This window comes from Nitrospinota bacterium (assembly GCA_027619975.1).
Classification (GTDB): Bacteria; Nitrospinota; Nitrospinia; order Nitrospinales; family VA-1; genus JADFGI01.
The window spans coordinates 20237-37363 of the sequence record JAQCGX010000025.1; the positions used below are offsets into that span (position 1 = coordinate 20237).

At 49.6% G+C, this 17127-nt stretch carries 15 protein-coding genes; 9 read left to right on the plus strand and 6 right to left on the minus strand.

Going from position 1 to position 17127, the window contains the following annotated elements; translation table 11 throughout:
- Window positions 1-73: 73 nt before the first annotated feature.
- From O3C58_09680 to O3C58_09690, 3 genes are all read right to left on the minus strand, one after another.
- Window positions 74-805, minus strand: coding sequence for a pseudouridine synthase (locus tag O3C58_09680; protein ID MDA0692127.1), 732 nt, complete (start codon window positions 803-805; stop codon window positions 74-76).
- A gap of 32 nt (window positions 806-837) precedes the next feature.
- The gene (scpB, locus tag O3C58_09685; protein ID MDA0692128.1) at window positions 838-1566 is read right to left on the minus strand and encodes an SMC-Scp complex subunit ScpB; all 729 of its coding nucleotides are present in this window, start codon (window positions 1564-1566) and stop codon (window positions 838-840) included.
- A 94-nt stretch (window positions 1567-1660) separates the two neighbouring features.
- Complete coding sequence (locus O3C58_09690; GenBank protein ID MDA0692129.1) at window positions 1661-2845, minus strand: 2'-deoxycytidine 5'-triphosphate deaminase; 1185 nt, start codon at window positions 2843-2845, stop codon at window positions 1661-1663.
- A gap of 167 nt (window positions 2846-3012) precedes the next feature.
- Here O3C58_09690 and O3C58_09695 point away from each other — a divergent pair, with 167 nt between their 5' ends.
- The 7 genes from O3C58_09695 to O3C58_09725 all read left to right on the plus strand — a co-directional run bounded on the left by O3C58_09695 (window position 3013) and on the right by O3C58_09725 (window position 11699).
- The gene (locus tag O3C58_09695) at window positions 3013-3264 is read left to right on the plus strand and encodes a zinc ribbon domain-containing protein (protein ID MDA0692130.1); all 252 of its coding nucleotides are present in this window, start codon (window positions 3013-3015) and stop codon (window positions 3262-3264) included.
- Between the two features lie 88 nt (window positions 3265-3352).
- Window positions 3353-5350 (plus strand): tetratricopeptide repeat protein, encoded by a 1998-nt coding sequence (locus O3C58_09700; protein ID MDA0692131.1) that lies wholly within the window; start codon window positions 3353-3355, stop codon window positions 5348-5350.
- 117 nt (window positions 5351-5467) lie between these two features.
- Window positions 5468-6919, plus strand: coding sequence for a cysteine--tRNA ligase (cysS, locus tag O3C58_09705; protein MDA0692132.1), 1452 nt, complete (start codon window positions 5468-5470; stop codon window positions 6917-6919).
- Window positions 6916-8451 (plus strand): DUF2851 family protein, encoded by a 1536-nt coding sequence (locus O3C58_09710; protein MDA0692133.1) that lies wholly within the window; start codon window positions 6916-6918, stop codon window positions 8449-8451. Before cysS ends, O3C58_09710 begins: the two co-directional genes overlap by 4 nt.
- 211 nt (window positions 8452-8662) lie before the next feature.
- A complete protein-coding gene (locus O3C58_09715) occupies window positions 8663-9469 on the plus strand; it encodes a sulfate adenylyltransferase subunit 2 (GenBank protein MDA0692134.1) in 807 nt (268 codons plus the stop codon).
- Entirely contained in the window at window positions 9470-11302 is a 1833-nt protein-coding gene (locus tag O3C58_09720) for a GTP-binding protein (GenBank protein ID MDA0692135.1), read from the plus strand.
- Between the two features lie 88 nt (window positions 11303-11390).
- A complete protein-coding gene (locus tag O3C58_09725) occupies window positions 11391-11699 on the plus strand; it encodes a 2Fe-2S iron-sulfur cluster-binding protein (protein MDA0692136.1) in 309 nt (102 codons plus the stop codon).
- Window positions 11700-11864: 165 nt separating this feature from the next.
- Here the strand turns inward: O3C58_09725 and O3C58_09730 are convergent, their stop codons facing one another.
- Window positions 11865-12218 (minus strand): hypothetical protein, encoded by a 354-nt coding sequence (locus O3C58_09730; GenBank protein MDA0692137.1) that lies wholly within the window; start codon window positions 12216-12218, stop codon window positions 11865-11867.
- Window positions 12219-12268: 50 nt separating this feature from the next.
- On the opposite strand from O3C58_09730, the gene O3C58_09735 reads away from it, so the two are divergent.
- Both O3C58_09735 and O3C58_09740 read left to right on the plus strand, forming a co-directional pair.
- Window positions 12269-13066 carry an SDR family NAD(P)-dependent oxidoreductase gene (locus O3C58_09735; protein ID MDA0692138.1) on the plus strand — a complete coding sequence of 266 codons (798 nt, stop codon included), beginning with the start codon at window positions 12269-12271 and terminating at the stop codon, window positions 13064-13066.
- A 58-nt stretch (window positions 13067-13124) separates the two neighbouring features.
- A complete protein-coding gene (locus O3C58_09740; protein ID MDA0692139.1) occupies window positions 13125-14426 on the plus strand; it encodes a trypsin-like peptidase domain-containing protein in 1302 nt (433 codons plus the stop codon).
- 4 nt (window positions 14427-14430) lie between these two features.
- Here the strand turns inward: O3C58_09740 and O3C58_09745 are convergent, their stop codons facing one another.
- Window positions 14431-15492: an NAD-dependent epimerase/dehydratase family protein gene (locus tag O3C58_09745; protein MDA0692140.1), complete on the minus strand. Its 1062-nt coding sequence runs from the start codon at window positions 15490-15492 to the stop codon at window positions 14431-14433.
- A gap of 25 nt (window positions 15493-15517) precedes the next feature.
- Window positions 15518-17068 (minus strand): glycosyltransferase family 2 protein, encoded by a 1551-nt coding sequence (locus O3C58_09750; GenBank protein ID MDA0692141.1) that lies wholly within the window; start codon window positions 17066-17068, stop codon window positions 15518-15520.
- Window positions 17069-17127: the final 59 nt, after the last annotated feature.

Below are 17127 nucleotides of genomic sequence, written 5' to 3' on the forward strand. Positions count from 1 at the left end.
ATTCGACAATTGCGAGTAGAAAAAATAGTTTTTCAGCAACCTGCCAAAACAACGGCTCGGAAACTTTGACTGTTCAGGCGCTCTTGGTGACAGAACTATAAAGAGATTTGATCTCCAGAGGCGAAAGAAAACGGAAACTGCCCAGGGGCAGACCCGTCAGGTTTAATTTACTGAAATGGGTCCTCTTCAGCTTTACGACAGGATGGCCGATCACTTCACAAATCCGTTTGATATGACGGTTTTTTCCCTCGACCAGTGTCATTGTCAAAATGCAGTTTTTCCCGCTGGTCCTGAATACTTTAACGTTAACCGGAGACGTTTTAATATCATCCAGACGAATTCCTTTTCTCATCCGGCTCAGCTTCTTTTCATCGGGAACGCCCCGGACTTTGACCTGATAGGTGCGCTCCACCTGGTACCTGGGATCGAGTAATTTTTTGGCGAGACTGCCGTCATTGGTGAATAACAAAATCCCCTGGGTGTTGAAATCCAATCGCCCGACAGGAAACACCCGCCCCGGCACCTTTTTCACGAATTCCATGACGGTTCGCCGGTCACGCGCATCATCTTTCATGGTGGTCAAGCAACTCGGGGGCTTGTTGAGAATAAGAAAGGACTTTTCCTGCGGCTTCGGGAGTAACTTTCCCTTAACCACAATTTTATCCACGGCAGGATCGGCCAGGGACCCCAATTTCGTAACGACCTGGTCGTTCACCTTGACCTTGCCTTCGTCCACCCAGCGTTCCGCTTCCCGGCGTGAGGCCAACCCGGCTTCGGCAATAATTTTTTGTATGCGTATTTTCATTTAACAACTATTCCTTTGGTAGTACAACATCTTCAAATTTCTGGTTCCAAATCATCCGTTGAGGAAGCCGCATCGTCTCCATCAGGCTCTCGGGTTTCCTCTTCAGAGAATATTATTTCAGTTGAGTCTTCGCTCACCGCCTGATCGGAATGGGTAGTGGCAACGTCCGATACGGTTTGCTTCGCAAGAGAATTGTCAAAGTCCATTTCAGCTTGAGCGCTGGAATCCGACTCACCGCCGAGCTCTACCTGTAAGTCCTCCAACGTAGGCAGATCGCTCAAATCCTTCAACCCGAAATATTCGAGAAATTTTCGGGTCGTTCGATACATGATCGGCCGACCGGGAACTTTTTTCCTGCCCCCAGGTCCGATGATTTTTTTGTCCAAAAGCGTTTTGATCACGCCACCGCAGTCGACGCCGCGCACCTCTTCCACTTCCTGCTTGGTGAGAGGTTGCTTGTAAGCAATGATAGACAGAGTATCAAGACTCGGCTGGGACAGCTTGGTGGTTTTATCAAGCTTGAGAAATTTCCGAATCCAGTCGGAATATTCATGACGGGTGCATAACTGGTAACCTTCCGCCACTTCATCAATCTGAAGATTCCGGGACCGATATTCCTCCTGCAATTCCTCCAGAATGGATCGGAGAGCCGCCTTTTCCGTGCCGTTCATGATGGTCTTTTGCAGATCATCCACTGTGACAGGCTGATCGGAAGCCAGGAGAATATTCTCGACGATGGCTTTTAGATTTTCTTGTTCCAAGTGCTCTTCCCCGATGGTTACAGTTTTATTCTATTACAGAAAGGTCACACGGCAAAAAAACATTCAGGAATCGCAGTATTCCATCCTTTACCCTTTAACAATCATTTTTAAAATACTTGCTGAGCGCCAACTCCTGGGAATGATAATTGGAGTGGATGGTTTTTCCATAAATTTTGGTTGGCGTTTCAATCACTTTTTCAAATTTCAAACGGCAAAACGTTTGCCCATCTTCCACCAGGAAGGGAACATCGTGCGGACGCACTTCCATCACCGCATGGGTGCCAAGATTGAGGCGCGTCTCCTCTGCCGCCCAACCAAAGCCGGGGTCGAAAAAACCAGCGTAATGCGTGCGCAATTCTCCGCTGTTGGGCTCATAGGCGACCATTTCCGCAAGCAGGTTGGGAGCAATGCAGATTTTTTCTTTCGACATCATGATGTAGAAACATTCCGGCTCCAGGATCAAACGGTCGTTTCGGGTCCGATAAATGGGTTCCCAAAAATCTCCCGCGCGGTAATGATTTATTTTTGATAAATCAATCACGCTGGAATTGGTCTTGGCTTTGTAGGCGATGATGTCTTCTTTGTGTTTTCCGGATAATTCGACGCTGATGTAAATCCCTTCCTTAACCTTGATTAAATTATAAGGAATGGCAAAGCCATTGCCATCGAACAAAATGGGAGATTTTCTGTATTCAGGCTCCAGCCCCTGGTTTCCCAATGTGGCTGAAGAGACAACTCCAATCCTCAACTGATTGAGAGACAGACCGGCTTTGACCTTGACGGGAAACGACCGGGGAATGATCTCCAGATACAACTTGCCGTTATATTCCTTGCGGATTTCATCGAAGCGGTGCCCCCGGTCAATGATCACCCGGGTGAACATATCCAGCCGCCCGGTGGAACTTTTCGGATTGGCCAGCCCAAACATGGAGGGGGGGAAATTCACCTCCTCCATGAGCGGAATCAAGTAAATCGCTCCCTTTTCGAGAATGCCTCCATCCCCTGATATATCGAACTCATACAGTGTGACATCCTTGAGCTTCTCTTCCACCGTATCGTTTTCAGGCAAAAAACTGCACTGGATGCGGTACGCCTTGGGTCCCAACCGTAAATCCACGCTCACCGGCTGGAACTGGGAAGGGTTTATCGGAACTTCCGAATGAATGTAACCTTCCTGGCAAGCCATTTCGATCATCTGGAAAGGCAGATAGCCGCGTTTGCCCTTCAAAACCTCGAGAAGGTCCATACTGGCCGGAGAATTTGTTGTCACAGGCTGCATAATTTGATCCAGGGATAAAAATATCTTTGTAGCGACAGGGTGTGTGGTTGATTGAGCGGAGAAAGCCCAAGGACTGTAAATTCAATTGACAGGCCGTTTACGGCTATGATTTAATCCTAATATCCATCATTTTTCAACTGGATAATTGAACGAGGTGCGAGAAACTTATGCCTTTGTACGAGTATTTCTGTGAAGATTGCCAAAAAGAGTTCACTCTTTTGCAGTCTGCCAGCGTCAATAAAGACGAAACCACCTGCTCGGAGTGCGGGTCATCCGAGGTGAATTATAAATTTTCCACCTTTGCCTCCAAAACCCAGAAAGTGACAAAATCTGTCAATAGAACCCCCGTGACAGAAAAGGATTACCCAAACAAAGACGTGTTCAAATTGCCCATTCCCCGGCTGAGATCAGAACTATAATTCCAAACCTGGGAATATTTTGCAGTCCAGAGGATCTAACCCCAGACACACCCTAAATAAACGTAATTAAAGGAAGTATCTCCTGAAAATGAGCGCTAAAAAAAATAAATTTAAAAACACATCTGCCCATAAAAACGTTGGATCACCCACAGTCATCCACCCTGTAAAGCGATTCGGTGTTCCCGTTTTGTCGGTGGCGGTCCTTGCCGTTGGCCTTTGGGCTTTAATGGAACTTTCCACTCCATCCAGCAACCTGGTTCCTTATGATTCGGTCAAGCAGGTAAAAAATGACACCTCGGAAGAACCGTCTAACGAAAAAAAGCCGGAAAAAGTGTCCACCGAAATGGAAAGAAATATTTCGGATTTGGTGAAGCAAGCGTCCAACACCCCGGAGCCAAGAAGCCAGCTGCCGCGTGCAACCCTGGAGCACATTGCTAACGGAATGGATTTGACGGAGCAAGGGAAATACAACCAGGCCGATGCCGAGTTTGGTGAAGCCGCTAAAATCAGCCCCGACTCGCATGAAGTGTATTCTATTTGGGGCGCGGCCCTGAAGATGCAGAAAAAATACAAGGGCGCCAACAGGAAATTTGCAAAGGCTCATACATTGGCCCCTGCAGACTCGGAAATCATTTTCAACTGGGCGATGTCGACGCTGGAACAACGCGATTCCGACGAAGCCATTCGCCTGTTTACAAAATCAGTTGAAATGGAGCCCAGCAACTACCTGGCCTACAATTACCTCGGCAAAGCCTACGGACAGAAAAAATTCTATGACGACGAAATTGCCAGCTACGAAAAAGCCATCTCCATGAACCCCCAATTTGCCCCGCCGCATTTCAACCTCGGTGTGGTGCTCAGCATTCAAAAGAAGTTTGAAAAAGCCGCCCCGCATTTTGAAAAAGCCATAGAAATTGACAAAAGCTTTGAAAAACCGTTTGTTGTACAAATGCTCACGGCTTTGGGTCGCTATAAAACAGACAAATCCAAACCGGCAAAAACGGGAGACGCCAAACCCGAGCCTGTGCAGGAAGCCAAAGTGGATATTGGCGCAGAAGTAAAAAAAACGTTGGAGCAGAAATCTGAAGGGTCTGGATCCGATCACAAGATGGAAGAAGGGTCCAAGAATGTCAAGGACACCACAACTGTTAAAGGCAGGGTGCTGGTCAACGGAGCGCCGCTTTCCCCTCTGGGCGTGGTGTTTCTGGAAACCAAATCCAAATTAAGAGCCCCCGAACAGAAGAAACAGGCCATGACCGTCAAGCAAAGCAGTCTTCAGTTTTTCCCTAAACATAATATCGTTTCTGTCGGGTCTACTGTCACCTTTGCCAATGAAGACCGGGAAGTCCACAATATTTATTCAAAATCCAGGAACAATCAGTTCAATCTGGGGGCTATGGCCGCCGGCGCCGCCAAGACCATCACTCTCGATCAGCCGGGCCCCATCGTTTTGCGCTGTAATATGCATAAAGATATGATCGGCACCATTTTCGTCGTGCCCAACGGCTACTACACGCACACCGATGCAAAAGGGGAATACTCCTTCACCGACGTTAAAAGCCAGGGCTACCTCCTCGAATACTGGCACCCACAGCTGATCCCGGATGAAGTCGAAACCCACATGAAGCAAGTGGATTTAAAAGGCGTGGATCAATCCGTCAATTTCGATATTAAATCAGCGTCACAACCGGGGGAAATCCATGATCTGGTGGACCCCACGGATTACAACACCATTGTCGACAATATCGAAAAAGAAGTTCTTCAAGCCATTGCGGACTGGAAAGCGGGAAAAAAAACCATCCCCAGAAAACGCATGTTGATGGCCATCACCAAACATTACGACGGTGAAGGACTCAAAGGCGCTCTCGCCAAGAGCTTCAGTCAGAAGAGAAGCATGGGTTTGGAAAAGAAATTGGATGAAATCCGTAAAGAAATCTCGGGAATTGGAGTTTCCAAGGGGGATGTCACTGAGGAATCGCTCACCAGCAAGGCAAAATTTGTCATCACGCAACTGCGCAATAACGTGCAGGAACTTGAGGCCCGTTTGAATCCGGATTTTAACAAAAAAGAAAATTCTAAAGAATAAGAACCTGTCCTGCCTGGGGTCCCCTCCCCTTATGCCTGAGTGGAAGTAAAGTTTCTCAAGGAAGTTTCAAAAAGCTTTTTTTGACTTTTTCGTTTGCTGAATGATAATTTGACCGTTATGAGCCTTCGTTTATACAACTCATTGACCCGGAAAAAAGAGGATTTTGTCCCACTCGATAAGAATCGTGTTGGGATGTATGTGTGCGGTGTGACCGTTTACGATTACTGTCATATTGGGCATGCACGGGCCGCCGTGGCATTCGACACCATTTTCAGGTACTTGAAGCATCTCGGCTATCAAGTGAACTACGCGCGGAATTTCACCGATATCGACGACAAAATCATCAACCGCGCCAATGAAGAAGGCATTCCCTGGCAGGAAGTGACGGAGAAATACATCCAGGCTTTCTATGATGACATGGGCCAACTCAACATTGAACTCCCCACCGTAGAACCCAAAGCCACCGACCATATCCCCGAGATGATCGCCATGATCGCATCTCTCATTGAACAGGGCAAAGCTTATAACTCAGATGGCGATGTTTTCTATTCCGTCCTGTCATTTCCCGACTACGGCCAACTTTCCGGAAAAAACACCGACGATCTTCTTTCCGGAGCCCGCGTCGATGTCAACGAAAGCAAACGCAATCCCCTCGATTTCGCACTGTGGAAAAAAAGCAAGCCGGGAGAACCGGCATGGGACAGCCCCTGGGGCCAAGGTCGCCCAGGATGGCATATTGAATGCTCCGCTATGGGAACACGCTACCTGGGAGAAACCTTCGACATTCATGGCGGCGGCAAGGACCTGATCTTTCCGCACCACGAAAACGAAATCGCCCAGTCCTGCGGGGCCTCGGGAAAAGCCCCGGTCAAATATTGGCTGCATAATGGATTTGTCAATATCGATAAAGAAAAAATGTCCAAATCGCTGGGCAATTTTTCGACCATTCGCGACATTTATCAACGCCATCACCCTGAGGTTTTGCGGCTGTTTTTGATCAGCAGTCATTACCGCAATCCGATAGACTTTTCCGAAAAAAACATCGAAGATGCGGAGAAGGTCCTGATCCGACTTTACGAAGGCATCGAAGCGGCGGAAGCCATTCTCAAGGACAAAAATAACGCGGAAATCCCCTCTTCCGACGACAAGGTGAAATCCAGCCCGTTGATGCAAAAGTTTGAAGAAGCCATGAACGATGACTTCAACACTTCTGTCGCCCTGGCCCACATGAACGAAGAGTTGAGAAACCTCAACCGTCTGGTGAGCGAACCGCAAACCAATTCCGGTGCGTCGAGTGAACTGCAAATCAGCCTCGCTTCCCTGAAAGCCGTGGGAGGGGTGTTGGGCCTGTTCTACCAGACACCCGAACAATTCCAGGCGGAAATTTTCCAATTGAAGAACAGCGCGTTGAACCTGGATACCGATAAAATCGAAGCCCTCATTGCCGCCAGAAATGCCGCCAGAAAAGCCAAGGACTGGGGCAAGGCCGATCAATGCAGGAATGACCTGACCGCCATGGGAGTGGCCATCGAAGACACTCCTGGCGGCACAGAGTGGAAAATAAAATGAACCCGGCCCCCGAACTATTCACAAACTCTTTCAGTAAATACACCCACGACTTCACCCAGATTCAGGTGGATGAGAAAGAGCGCAAGATCCGCGTCCCCGAAAAAACCATCCGCTGTATCTGGAACGAACAACTGTTCAAAACCAAACAATTGCAAACCACAAGCGGCGAAGAACTGGAAATCATTTTTCCGGGACACTGGAATTTTGGACCGGGGCCCGACTTCAAAAACGCCGCCATGAAGGTGAACGGTAAAATTCTGGAAGGGGATGTGCAAATCCACGTCTATTCCTCAGACTGGCAGGCAAATGACCTGACCGGCAACCCCGAATATGACAACGTGATTCTCCACGTTTTTTTATGGAAGAGCCAGGACGAAACCTTTTCCGATGAAAAAACTTCCGTTCGCGAACTGGAGTTAAAAAGTGTCCTGACCAAGGGAATTCTCGACCTCAACGATGAATTGGATTTTGACAGCTATCCCGTCCTGTATCAACACAACTACGGGCGGTGCCACCAGCCGCTGTCTCTGCTCTCAAAGGAAAAACTGACGCATCTTTTGAACGCCGCAGGCGACGCCCGGATACTGGTCAAAATGGAACGATTTCACGACCGGACCCTTATCAACGGCTACGAGCAAACCTTTTACGAGGGCGTCGCTGAAGCTCTGGGTTATCCCAATAACAAGGAGCCTTTTCAGAAACTGGCCGGGACGCTCTCTTTAAACACTCTGAATGCATTATTGCCCGTAAACCTCAACCAGCCGGAAAAAATTCTTCACGTTCAGGCGCTATTATTCGGAGTTGCAGGGCTCATCGAGTTCAAGTCTCTGGACACCGCGTCACTGTTCCCGGACGACCGGCAATATTTTGAAACATTACAGCACTTATGGGAAACCCACCGCTCCCAGGTTCCGGCCAGCCGATTGACCCAGAGTTCCTGGAAATTCGGTGGCATTCGACCGGCGAATTTTCCGTACCGCAGAATCGCGGCGCTGTCACATTTGATCGTCCGGCATGAGGCCAACGGCATGTTCGCCGATTACATAGAGACGCTCCAGTCATGTATTGCCCATGACGAAAACAAGGGCTATCACATCAGCATTCCGAAAAGCTTTTACGATTTTTTCTGTGTCGAGGCCGATGATTACTGGGCCAACCACTATTCCCCCGGCGGCAAACGATTGGCCAAGGGGCAGCTTCTAATTGGCTCCACACGGTCCAAAGAAATAACCATCAATATTGTGATCCCCATCGGGCTGATTTATGCACGCGCCAGCAAATCGGTTTCACTGGAAACCGCCTTCAATGTCATTTTTCAGTCCGGGACAAAGTCCGGCGACAACAAGTTACTGCGCTTCATGCGGCATTACATCTTTGGGGACAAAAAGGACATGATTGCGGTGCTGGCCAACGACAAACAAACGCAGGGATTGATGCAGATCTATCAGGACTTTTGCACGCAGAATGAAAATAATTGTCTGAAGTGTCAATTCCCCGATGTCATCAACAGATATTTTTCAAAATCTGTTTAAAAATCGACACCGAAGCCTCCCTGGAGGGTAGTTTCAAGCCAGCTATTCAAGCCCGTTTTTCTGCCCCGGGACTCCTGAACAGAAAAATCCGTTGCGAGCCGTCTCCCTGGGTTCTAAAAAGGACCTTAGGGCTTGATTCCAGCGCCTCAACACGATAAAGTGTCAGTAACCCCATTGGTTTTTAATCTTTTATCAGGATAACCGAAATATCATGGATCATTTGGACGATCTGGAAAGTCAAAGCATATTCATCCTCCGCGAGGCGTACAAGAACTTCAAAAACCTGGCCATGTTGTGGTCCATCGGTAAGGACTCCACGGTCATGGCCTGGCTGGCGCGTAAAGCCTTTTTTGGCTACTGTCCCATGCCTTTCGTGCACATCGACACCAGTTTTAAAATCCCGGCCATGATCGAATACCGCGACAAAATGGCAAAGGAATGGGGGCTGAACCTGGTTGTCGGCCAGAACAAAAAGGCTCTCGCTGAGGGGATGAACCATACTATGGGCCGCATGGTTTGCTGTGAAGCCTTAAAAACCCAGGGTTTGCAGCAGGTTATGGAGGCCAAGGGATACACCGGTCTGATTCTGGGGATCCGCCGGGATGAAGAAGGAACCCGCGCCAAGGAGCGCTATTTTTCGCCGCGGGATAAAAATTTTGAGTGGGATTTCAAAGATCAGCCGCCTGAGCTCTGGGACCAGTTCAAAACGACGTTTAAAGAGGGAACCCACATCCGCATCCACCCTATATTGCATTGGACGGAACTCAACGTCTGGGAGTACATCCAACGGGAGAAAATCCCCATCATCGACCTCTATTTTGCCAACAAAGAAGGCAGGCGCTACCGATCCCTCGGTTGCGCCCCCTGCACCGGCTCCATAGAGTCGAATGCAAAGACGGTTGAAGAGATCGTGGACGAGTTAAAAAATAACACCACCACTGCGGAACGTTCTGGCAGAGCCCAGGATCAGGAAGACACCTATGCCATGCAGAAACTTCGCGCCAAAGGATACATGTAAATGAACGATAACGGAAACGTCCCAACTCTCTCCAGCCGGCAAATGAAGCTGGTGATCGTGGGGCATGTGGATCACGGAAAGTCCACTTTGGTGGGACGACTGCTTTCCGACACGGGCAGTCTGCCGGAAGGTAAAATAGACTTCATCAAGAACATCTGCGAGCGGCAGGGAAAAGTCTTCGAGTTCGCGTTCCTTCTCGATGCGTTGGAAGAGGAACAGGACCAGGGCATCACCATCGATACCTCGCAAATATTTTTTAAAACTAAAAAACGACACTACGTCATCATCGACGCTCCCGGCCATAAGGAATTTTTGAAAAACATGGTGACCGGAGCCGCCAATGCCGAATCGGCGCTCCTCCTGATAGACGCTTACGAAGGCGTGCAGGAACAATCCCGCCGACATGGCTATATCTTAAAGCTCTTGGGGCTGGATCAGGTAGCGGTGGTGGTCAACAAAATGGATCTGGTGAACTACGACCCGGAAGTTTTTTTCAAGATTAAATCCGAATACACCGCTTTTCTGGCATCCATTGGAGTTCAAGCCGCTGACTTTATTCCGGTTTCCGCAAAACTGGGGACTAACATCGCCAAACGTGAAGATGAAATGCCCTGGTATAAAGGTCCCACGGTTCTGGAAATGCTGGATCGGTTCGAGGAAAAAGTTCATCCCGATCATCTACCGTTCCGCTTTCCGGTTCAGGATGTCTACAAATTCGACGAACGCCGGATCATCGCCGGGCGGGTCGAATCCGGGCGGCTCAAGGTTGGAGACCACCTCACGTTTTCACCTTCCAACAAAAAGAGCGTGGTCAAATCAATTGAAGCCTGGAGTGTGCCCAAGCAACCGACAGAAGCCTCCGCATCCCAGTCCATCGGATTCACCCTTGAAGAACAGATTTTTGTCGAACGCGGAGATGTCGCCACCCTGGTGGATGAATTGCCCATCGTTTCTTCAACCTTTGACGTCAATCTGTTCTGGATGGGAAAACGGCATTTGGAAAAGGGCCGCACCTATACCTTGAAACTCACCACCCAGGAAGTGGCCTGCGAAGTGGTGGAATTCAAAAAAGTGATCGACGCTTCCACCCTGGAAACTCTGGCCGATCAGGATTTTCTTGCCAAGAATGATGTAGCCGAATTGACCTTAAAAACCAAGAGACCGGTGGCATTCGACCTTTTTGGAACCAGCGCGACTACCGGACGCTTTGTGATGGTGGATGAATATGACGTGTGCGGAGGCGGCATCATCACCACCTACACTCCGTCAAATAAAGAAGATAAATTACGCGATGAAGTCCGCTTCCGGAATTTCAACTGGGTGCAGAGCGGTATCAAGGCCGAGGAACGGGCTTACCGCAATGGTCACCGGGCGGCGCTCATTCTCATTTCCGGCGACAGCGGCGTTGGCAAGGCCAAACTGGCCCGGCATCTCGAAGAAAAACTGTTCAAATTGAATTTCCAGAGCTATCTTCTGGACCGTCGCAATGTGAGGCTGGGAGTTTCCGCCGATATCACAGCAGGTGATCAGGACTACTTGGACGGAGAAACCGTGCGACGGTTCGGAGAAGTCACGAAATTATTCCTCGACGCCGGTCACGTGGTCATTTCCACCTCCAACGCATTCAATCAGGACCAGGACTCAGACATTCGCCTGCTGTCGGAACCGCACCCGGTGATTGATATCTCGGTTACTGATGCGCCGGTCACAGCAGGCACGGTCGATGTGACTCTGTCTTTGCAGGAAGCCGAAAACGAGGTTGAAGCGGCCAATAAAATTTACCATTATCTGAAAGACCAGAAAATCCTGACCGGCCACAATTACTCCATTTAAGGATTGACTTTTCCTCGTTCTGATGGAAAATGAGCGGCTCAATATTCGCTGGAATTTTAACCATAGATTGACACAGGACTGATTTGTCATGCCCAAGATCACCGTAATCAACACCGAGACCGATGAGACCAAAACCTTCAAAGCAGGTTATGGAGCTAATTTGCGTAAAGCCGCCGCGTATAAGGATGTTGAAATCTACAAGGGAATGGCGAAAATGCTGAATTGCCGGGGAATGGGGGTGTGCGGCACCTGTCTGATCGAAGTGGAGCCCATGGAAAATGTCGACCCGCAAACGTTCATGGAAAGACTTCATAAAGTCGGCCCCAACCAGAAGCTGGGTTGCCGAGCCAAAGTTTACGGCGACATCACCATCAAAGCCGCCATCAAAGACCTCTAGCTCGACCCGCCCTAAGGAATGGAAACTTCCTGAAACCTGCCATCGGTTTTTTTCTAAACTCATCTCTGTGGTAATTTTTTCCTTTATTCTTCCTCCCCTCATCAGCCTTATCGTCACGCAACTTGAAATAACCTGGCAACCGCATCCCGTCGAAGCGTGCTAATTTTAGAGTTGCAACAGCACCAGCACCGGAAGCAGGGTCAAACCAACTATGGATAAAAAAGCATGCAGTAGGACATCCCATCGTTTGCTGAGCGGAATGACTGTGATAAAGTAAAGAAAGATCAGGATTTCCCAAATAGTCAGCCTGTAATTAATACGCTGACAGATCAGAAAACCCATAAAACAGATCAGGACCGCGAGATACCCCAAGAGGTGAGCTTTTATCAGCGGCTTTGTGCGCTTAAGAAAAGCCATGTAAGCGCCAAGAAAAATATTGAGGATGTGAAACCCGATCGCCGCGAAGACCCAGGGCAAAGCGGGAGAGGAAGTGATTTTAGATAGAATGAGGGAGTCCACAGTCTGGAGTTTATGATGGCTATTATCAGGAAAGAAAACGGGATTTTATCATGGATTTAAGTCTTAAAGGCAGGAAAGTTCTCATCACCGGAGCGGGAGACGGCATTGGCCGCACCCTGGCCCTTGATTTCGCCGAAATGGGCGCTCGTGTGGCCGGTTGCGCCCGGAGTGAGGACCGACTGACCAGCCTTTCCAGGGAAATAGAGGGAACGGGCCATTTTTTCCATGCCGCCGATTTGACCCGTCCCGAGGACATTCAGACCTTTCATGACCAAGTGATGGAAGAATTTGGCGGGTTGGATGTTCTGATCAACAACGCCGGGTCGATCATCAAAATGGGTGGTTTTTTTGACGTATCTGATGCTGACTGGCAGGATTCTTTTAACATTAACTTGATGCCTGCGGTCCGGCTTTCCCGGCTTTTCATTCCCACCCTCAAGCATTCCGGCGCCCCAAGGATCATCAACATTTCTTCCATCGCCGGCTCCCTACCTGGAGAAATATTTCCGCATTACAGCGCCATCAAGGCCGCGCTTTCAAACTTTACCGTGTCCCTGGCGCAAACGTTGGCGCCGGAAAAAATTCTGGTCAACTCCGTATCTCCGGGCCCCGTATGGACCCGCTCCTGGGAAAAAGAAGCCCAGCTTGCCAGTAAAAAATCAGGGAAAAATTTGCACGAGGTGATCGACGACATCAAAACCCAAACCGCCCAGAGCGTCCTTCTAAAACGCATGGGCATGCCGGAAGATGTCACCGGGATTATCTTGTTCCTGGCATCCGACCGCTCAAGCTGGATCACCGGCTCCAATTTTACCGTCGACGGAGGCATCAACCTGGATCCCTACTGAAGATCATGCAGACTCTTCCTATGCACGAAATCATTTCCAACCCTACCCGGAATAAAATATGAAAAACCACAGCAATCCTACTACTGCCCATAGGGGCATAATTTTTATCGCTTCCTGCCTGTCAGTTTTTTTTGCACTGGTCCTCAACGGGTGTTCTGTCTCACCCAAGCCCAAGGAATCCACCGAGTCGCTTATCAGCGCCGATTCGCCTATCTTCGACAAGCGCTTCCAGGAAGTGTCTTTCAAAGATCTCAATCTGGATAATTTCTGGGTGGAACGGGAAGATCAGAAGAAAATGGAATCGATCCCTATCACCAACAACACGTTCGCGGACCTGACCGACAAAGTCAAAAACGGGGTGGTTAATATTTATACCCTGCGAATCGAAGAGCGAAACGCCAACTTCGGAATATCTCCGAATGATATTCTACCTTTCAGAATCCCGCTGGTTTCCACAATATTCGAAATCATTCCGTTCCAGGTTCCCATTTCTTTCAACACCCAGGGGTTGAGTCTGGGGTCTGGATTTATCATCAACGAGCAGGGTTACATCCTCACCAACGCCCACGTCGTGCAGAACGCCCTGGACATTCAGGTGTTGTTATCCGAAGGGACGAAAGGCTATCCTGCAAAAATCATCGGCATGGACCGTCTCACAGACACCGCCCTCCTGAAAATTGAAGCAGACCAGCCGTTGACAGCTCTGCCGCTCGGCGACTCAGACCGCTTGCGAATGGGCGAAATGGCTCTGGCAGTCGGCAATCCCATGGGACTGCGGCACACCGTGACTTCCTGCCTTATCAGCGCCAAAGAAAGAGTTTCTTCACAACCCGATGACAAATATGCGTTTTTCATTCAGACCGACTCTGCAATCAATCCCGGAAGCAGTGGCGGCCCTCTCATCAATCTTCACGGCGAAGTGGTCGGCATCAACACCGCCATCGTTTCAGAGGCCCAATTGATCGGCTTTGCCGTTCCCGTGAACACCGTGAAAGAAGTCATGCCCTTGCTGGTTTTGGGTCAAACCGAACGCGGCTGGTTTGGGGCCAAGGCTTCCCCGCTCAGCCTGGAGCAAGCCGTGGAGTTGAACTACAGCGGGGGAAGCGCCATGTGGGTGGAGGAGGTCGAAAAAGACAGTCCGGCGCAAAAATCCGGACTGCAAGCCAATGACGTCATTGTAAAACTTAACGGCCAAGCGATGGAAAGTTTCCTCATATTCCGCAGAAAACTGCTGGGACTGGCGCCGGGAAAGAAGATCCATCTGACGATTGTGAGAAACGGCGAGGAAAAAGAAATTACCAGCACCTTGGTCCGACGCGCAATGAACGCACCCGCCAGCCCTTTAACAACTGGGGAATGAGCCCTCAAAAACGCGCGCACAACCCCTGGTGGATATCCAGCAGGATGCGGTTCATGTCGTAGGTGTAATCCCATTCGGGATAATCTTTGCGAAAACGGCTGACATCGCTCACCCACCAGATGTGATCCCCCGTTCGGTTTTGTTCCGCATAAGTCCAGAGAAGTTTATTTCCGGTGATCTCCTCACAAAGCGAGATCGCTTCCAGAACGGAGCAATGGCTGAACCGCCCACCGCCCATATTATAAACTTTCGCCTGCTCAGGCTTGCAATAAAAATGATAAAGCGCATTCACCAGGTCGTAACTGTGGATATTATCGCGCACCTGTTTGCCCTGATAACCAAACACCGTATATGGCTTTTTCTGTATCGTGCATAGCATCAGATAAGACAAAAACCCGTGCAGCTCCGCACCGGAATGCCCCGACCCCGTCAGACAGCCGCCCCGGAAACAGGCGGTTCGGATGCCGAAATAGCGGCCATACTCCTGCACCAGAAGATCCGCCGCGGCTTTTGAAGCCCCGAACAGACTGTGGGTGGTTTGATCGATACTCATCGACTCGTCAATCCCGTGCTCGTAAAAAGGATGCGAGTCGTCCAGCTCCCAGCGGGTTTCCAATTCCACCAGGGGCAGGGAATTAGGCGTATCGCCATAAACCTTGTTGGTGGACAAATAAATAAAAACCGCCTCGGGGCAATATTTCCGCGTCATTTCCAGCAACACCAGCGTGCCGTTGGCGTTCACCGTGAAATCTTTTATCGGGTCCTTCGCCGCCCAATCGTGAGACGGCTGCGCCGCCGCATGGATGATGAGCTTGACATCCTTGCCATATTCTGCAAACAACCCACCCATCTCTTTCTCCGAACGGATATCCAGAGAGTGATGGCGATAATGCCCGCATTCATTTTCCAGAACCTTGCGGTTCCATGCGGTGGAGGCTTCTTCTCCAAAAAATTCACGGCGCATGTCGTTGTCCACGCCCACGACCTGCATGCCCTTTTGATCGAAAAACCGGACCGCCTCCGACCCTATCAGCCCCGCCGACCCTGTAATAATTACCGTATCCAAGTTATTTCTCTTTGTTGAATGGGTTTTATTTTGCAGAAAGCACGATGTCCTTGCCCGACCATTTACGTCCTATCAACCTGAAAAGAACGCGTATGTAGTTGGGGCCGGTCTTGAACAGATTGAAACTGGAAAATCCCATATCCACCGACCGGTTGATCCAGGAAATGGGCACCTCCCGGACATTATACCCCAACAAAATGGGTTGCAGTCCCGTCTCCGCGTTGGCGGCAAAATCGTCGGACTCCAGGTGAATGTGATCGAGCACTTCTCGTTTCATCAGTTTGAGATTATTCGTCGCGTCGCGGAAGTGTTTGCCCAGCAGAAGATTGGCGACAATGTGAAACCCCCTATTGGCGAGAATTTTTGTGAACGCATAGTTCAGCAGTACGCTGTTGCGCGAAAACCGGCTGCCGATGGCCACATCCGCGCCTGCGTCAACCGCATCGAACAGCCCGGTGAGTTCCGGCATGATGTGCTGAAAGTCGCAATCCATCGTTAAAAGGAAGTCTCCTGTGACTGCGGCAAATCCATCTCGGAGCGCCCGGCCCACCCCATTGGGCATTTCCCTGCGGATCAGCCGGATGCGCGAATCTTTTTCCTGCAAGTCGAGAATCACCCTGGCGGTTTCATCGCGGCTGTTGTCATCCACCAAAATCACCTCATGCAGATAGTCCCCGTAACACGCGATCAGGTTTTCAACCAGCGAAGGGATGTTGTCCTCCTCATTGCGGCAGGGAACCACAACGGAAACTTTCCCCTTGAACATTTGGTGACGCGCCAGATTGGACGTTTTTCTCTTCGCCCCCTCGACAGGTGGTTTTTGCGCCAGGATATAAAGTGAACCCGCACAGTTTCTCAGAAAGGGAAAGTTCTCCAATATTAAACTCAAGTTCTGCACCGGCCAGAGAAGAAATCGAGGTATCGGCGGATACACAAAATCATAGGGCAGGATTTTGATCCCGGTATAACCCACCTCTGACAGGATGGTGAACAGATCAATCCGGTTAAGGGAACTTCCCTCTTCCCTGCTTTTTAATAAAAATGAAACCGCTCTGCAAAAAAAACGCCGGGAAATATAATACGGGTTCCAGGGGTTGGCATCGAAAAATAAAATCTTGCCACCGGGTTTGAGAAGTTTTTTCACCTCCAACAACAGCGGGCCGCAGTTATCGTCAGTCAACAGATTCCAGCCGACAATGGTGTCAAATTGCCGACCTTGCAGAGAACCAGGAAACGCGTCCAGTAAAACCGGTTCAATATTTTCCGGAACCCGGTCCCGCAACATTTGTTCATAACTGGCGCTATCAAATGTTGCGGCGCAGATTTTATTGGTGTCGCCATTGGCTGCAGAAAGTTTCCGAGACCATTGGCCCGCAGAACAACCTATTTCCAGAATGCTTTCATCCGGAAACAGATGAAACAGGTGACGGGTCATGCGTGCCCGCCACTCCAGCCTCTGAGGAAGAAAATAATCTTTTTCTTTCCAATAGTGAGCCCGAAACTGCTCCTGATCTTTGAGGCTGGCTCCCAACTCCCGGCCACGCCGGGCGCCTATTTCTCGTAAAATAGTATCCATCGTCATATTATAAATTCAAGCAAATACCCTTGCAGGGCATCCATTAGATTTGATCGCAC

Excerpts from the sequence above, each read along its gene's own strand:
- O3C58_09680 (MDA0692127.1), bottom strand. The coding sequence starts at position 805 with ATGAAAATACGCATACAAAAAATTATTGCCGAAGCCGGGTTGGCCTCA.
- O3C58_09690 (MDA0692129.1), bottom strand. The coding sequence starts at position 2,845 with ATGCAGCCTGTGACAACAAATTCTCCGGCCAGTATGGACCTTCTCGAG.
- O3C58_09695 (MDA0692130.1), top strand. The coding sequence starts at position 3,013 with ATGCCTTTGTACGAGTATTTCTGTGAAGATTGCCAAAAAGAGTTCACT.
- O3C58_09700 (MDA0692131.1), top strand. The coding sequence starts at position 3,353 with ATGAGCGCTAAAAAAAATAAATTTAAAAACACATCTGCCCATAAAAAC.
- cysS (MDA0692132.1), top strand. The coding sequence starts at position 5,468 with ATGAGCCTTCGTTTATACAACTCATTGACCCGGAAAAAAGAGGATTTT.
- O3C58_09710 (MDA0692133.1), top strand. The coding sequence starts at position 6,916 with ATGAACCCGGCCCCCGAACTATTCACAAACTCTTTCAGTAAATACACC.
- O3C58_09715 (MDA0692134.1), top strand. The coding sequence starts at position 8,663 with ATGGATCATTTGGACGATCTGGAAAGTCAAAGCATATTCATCCTCCGC.
- O3C58_09720 (MDA0692135.1), top strand. The coding sequence starts at position 9,470 with ATGAACGATAACGGAAACGTCCCAACTCTCTCCAGCCGGCAAATGAAG.
- O3C58_09725 (MDA0692136.1), top strand. The coding sequence starts at position 11,391 with ATGCCCAAGATCACCGTAATCAACACCGAGACCGATGAGACCAAAACC.
- O3C58_09735 (MDA0692138.1), top strand. The coding sequence starts at position 12,269 with ATGGATTTAAGTCTTAAAGGCAGGAAAGTTCTCATCACCGGAGCGGGA.
- O3C58_09740 (MDA0692139.1), top strand. The coding sequence starts at position 13,125 with ATGAAAAACCACAGCAATCCTACTACTGCCCATAGGGGCATAATTTTT.
- O3C58_09750 (MDA0692141.1), bottom strand. The coding sequence starts at position 17,068 with ATGGATACTATTTTACGAGAAATAGGCGCCCGGCGTGGCCGGGAGTTG.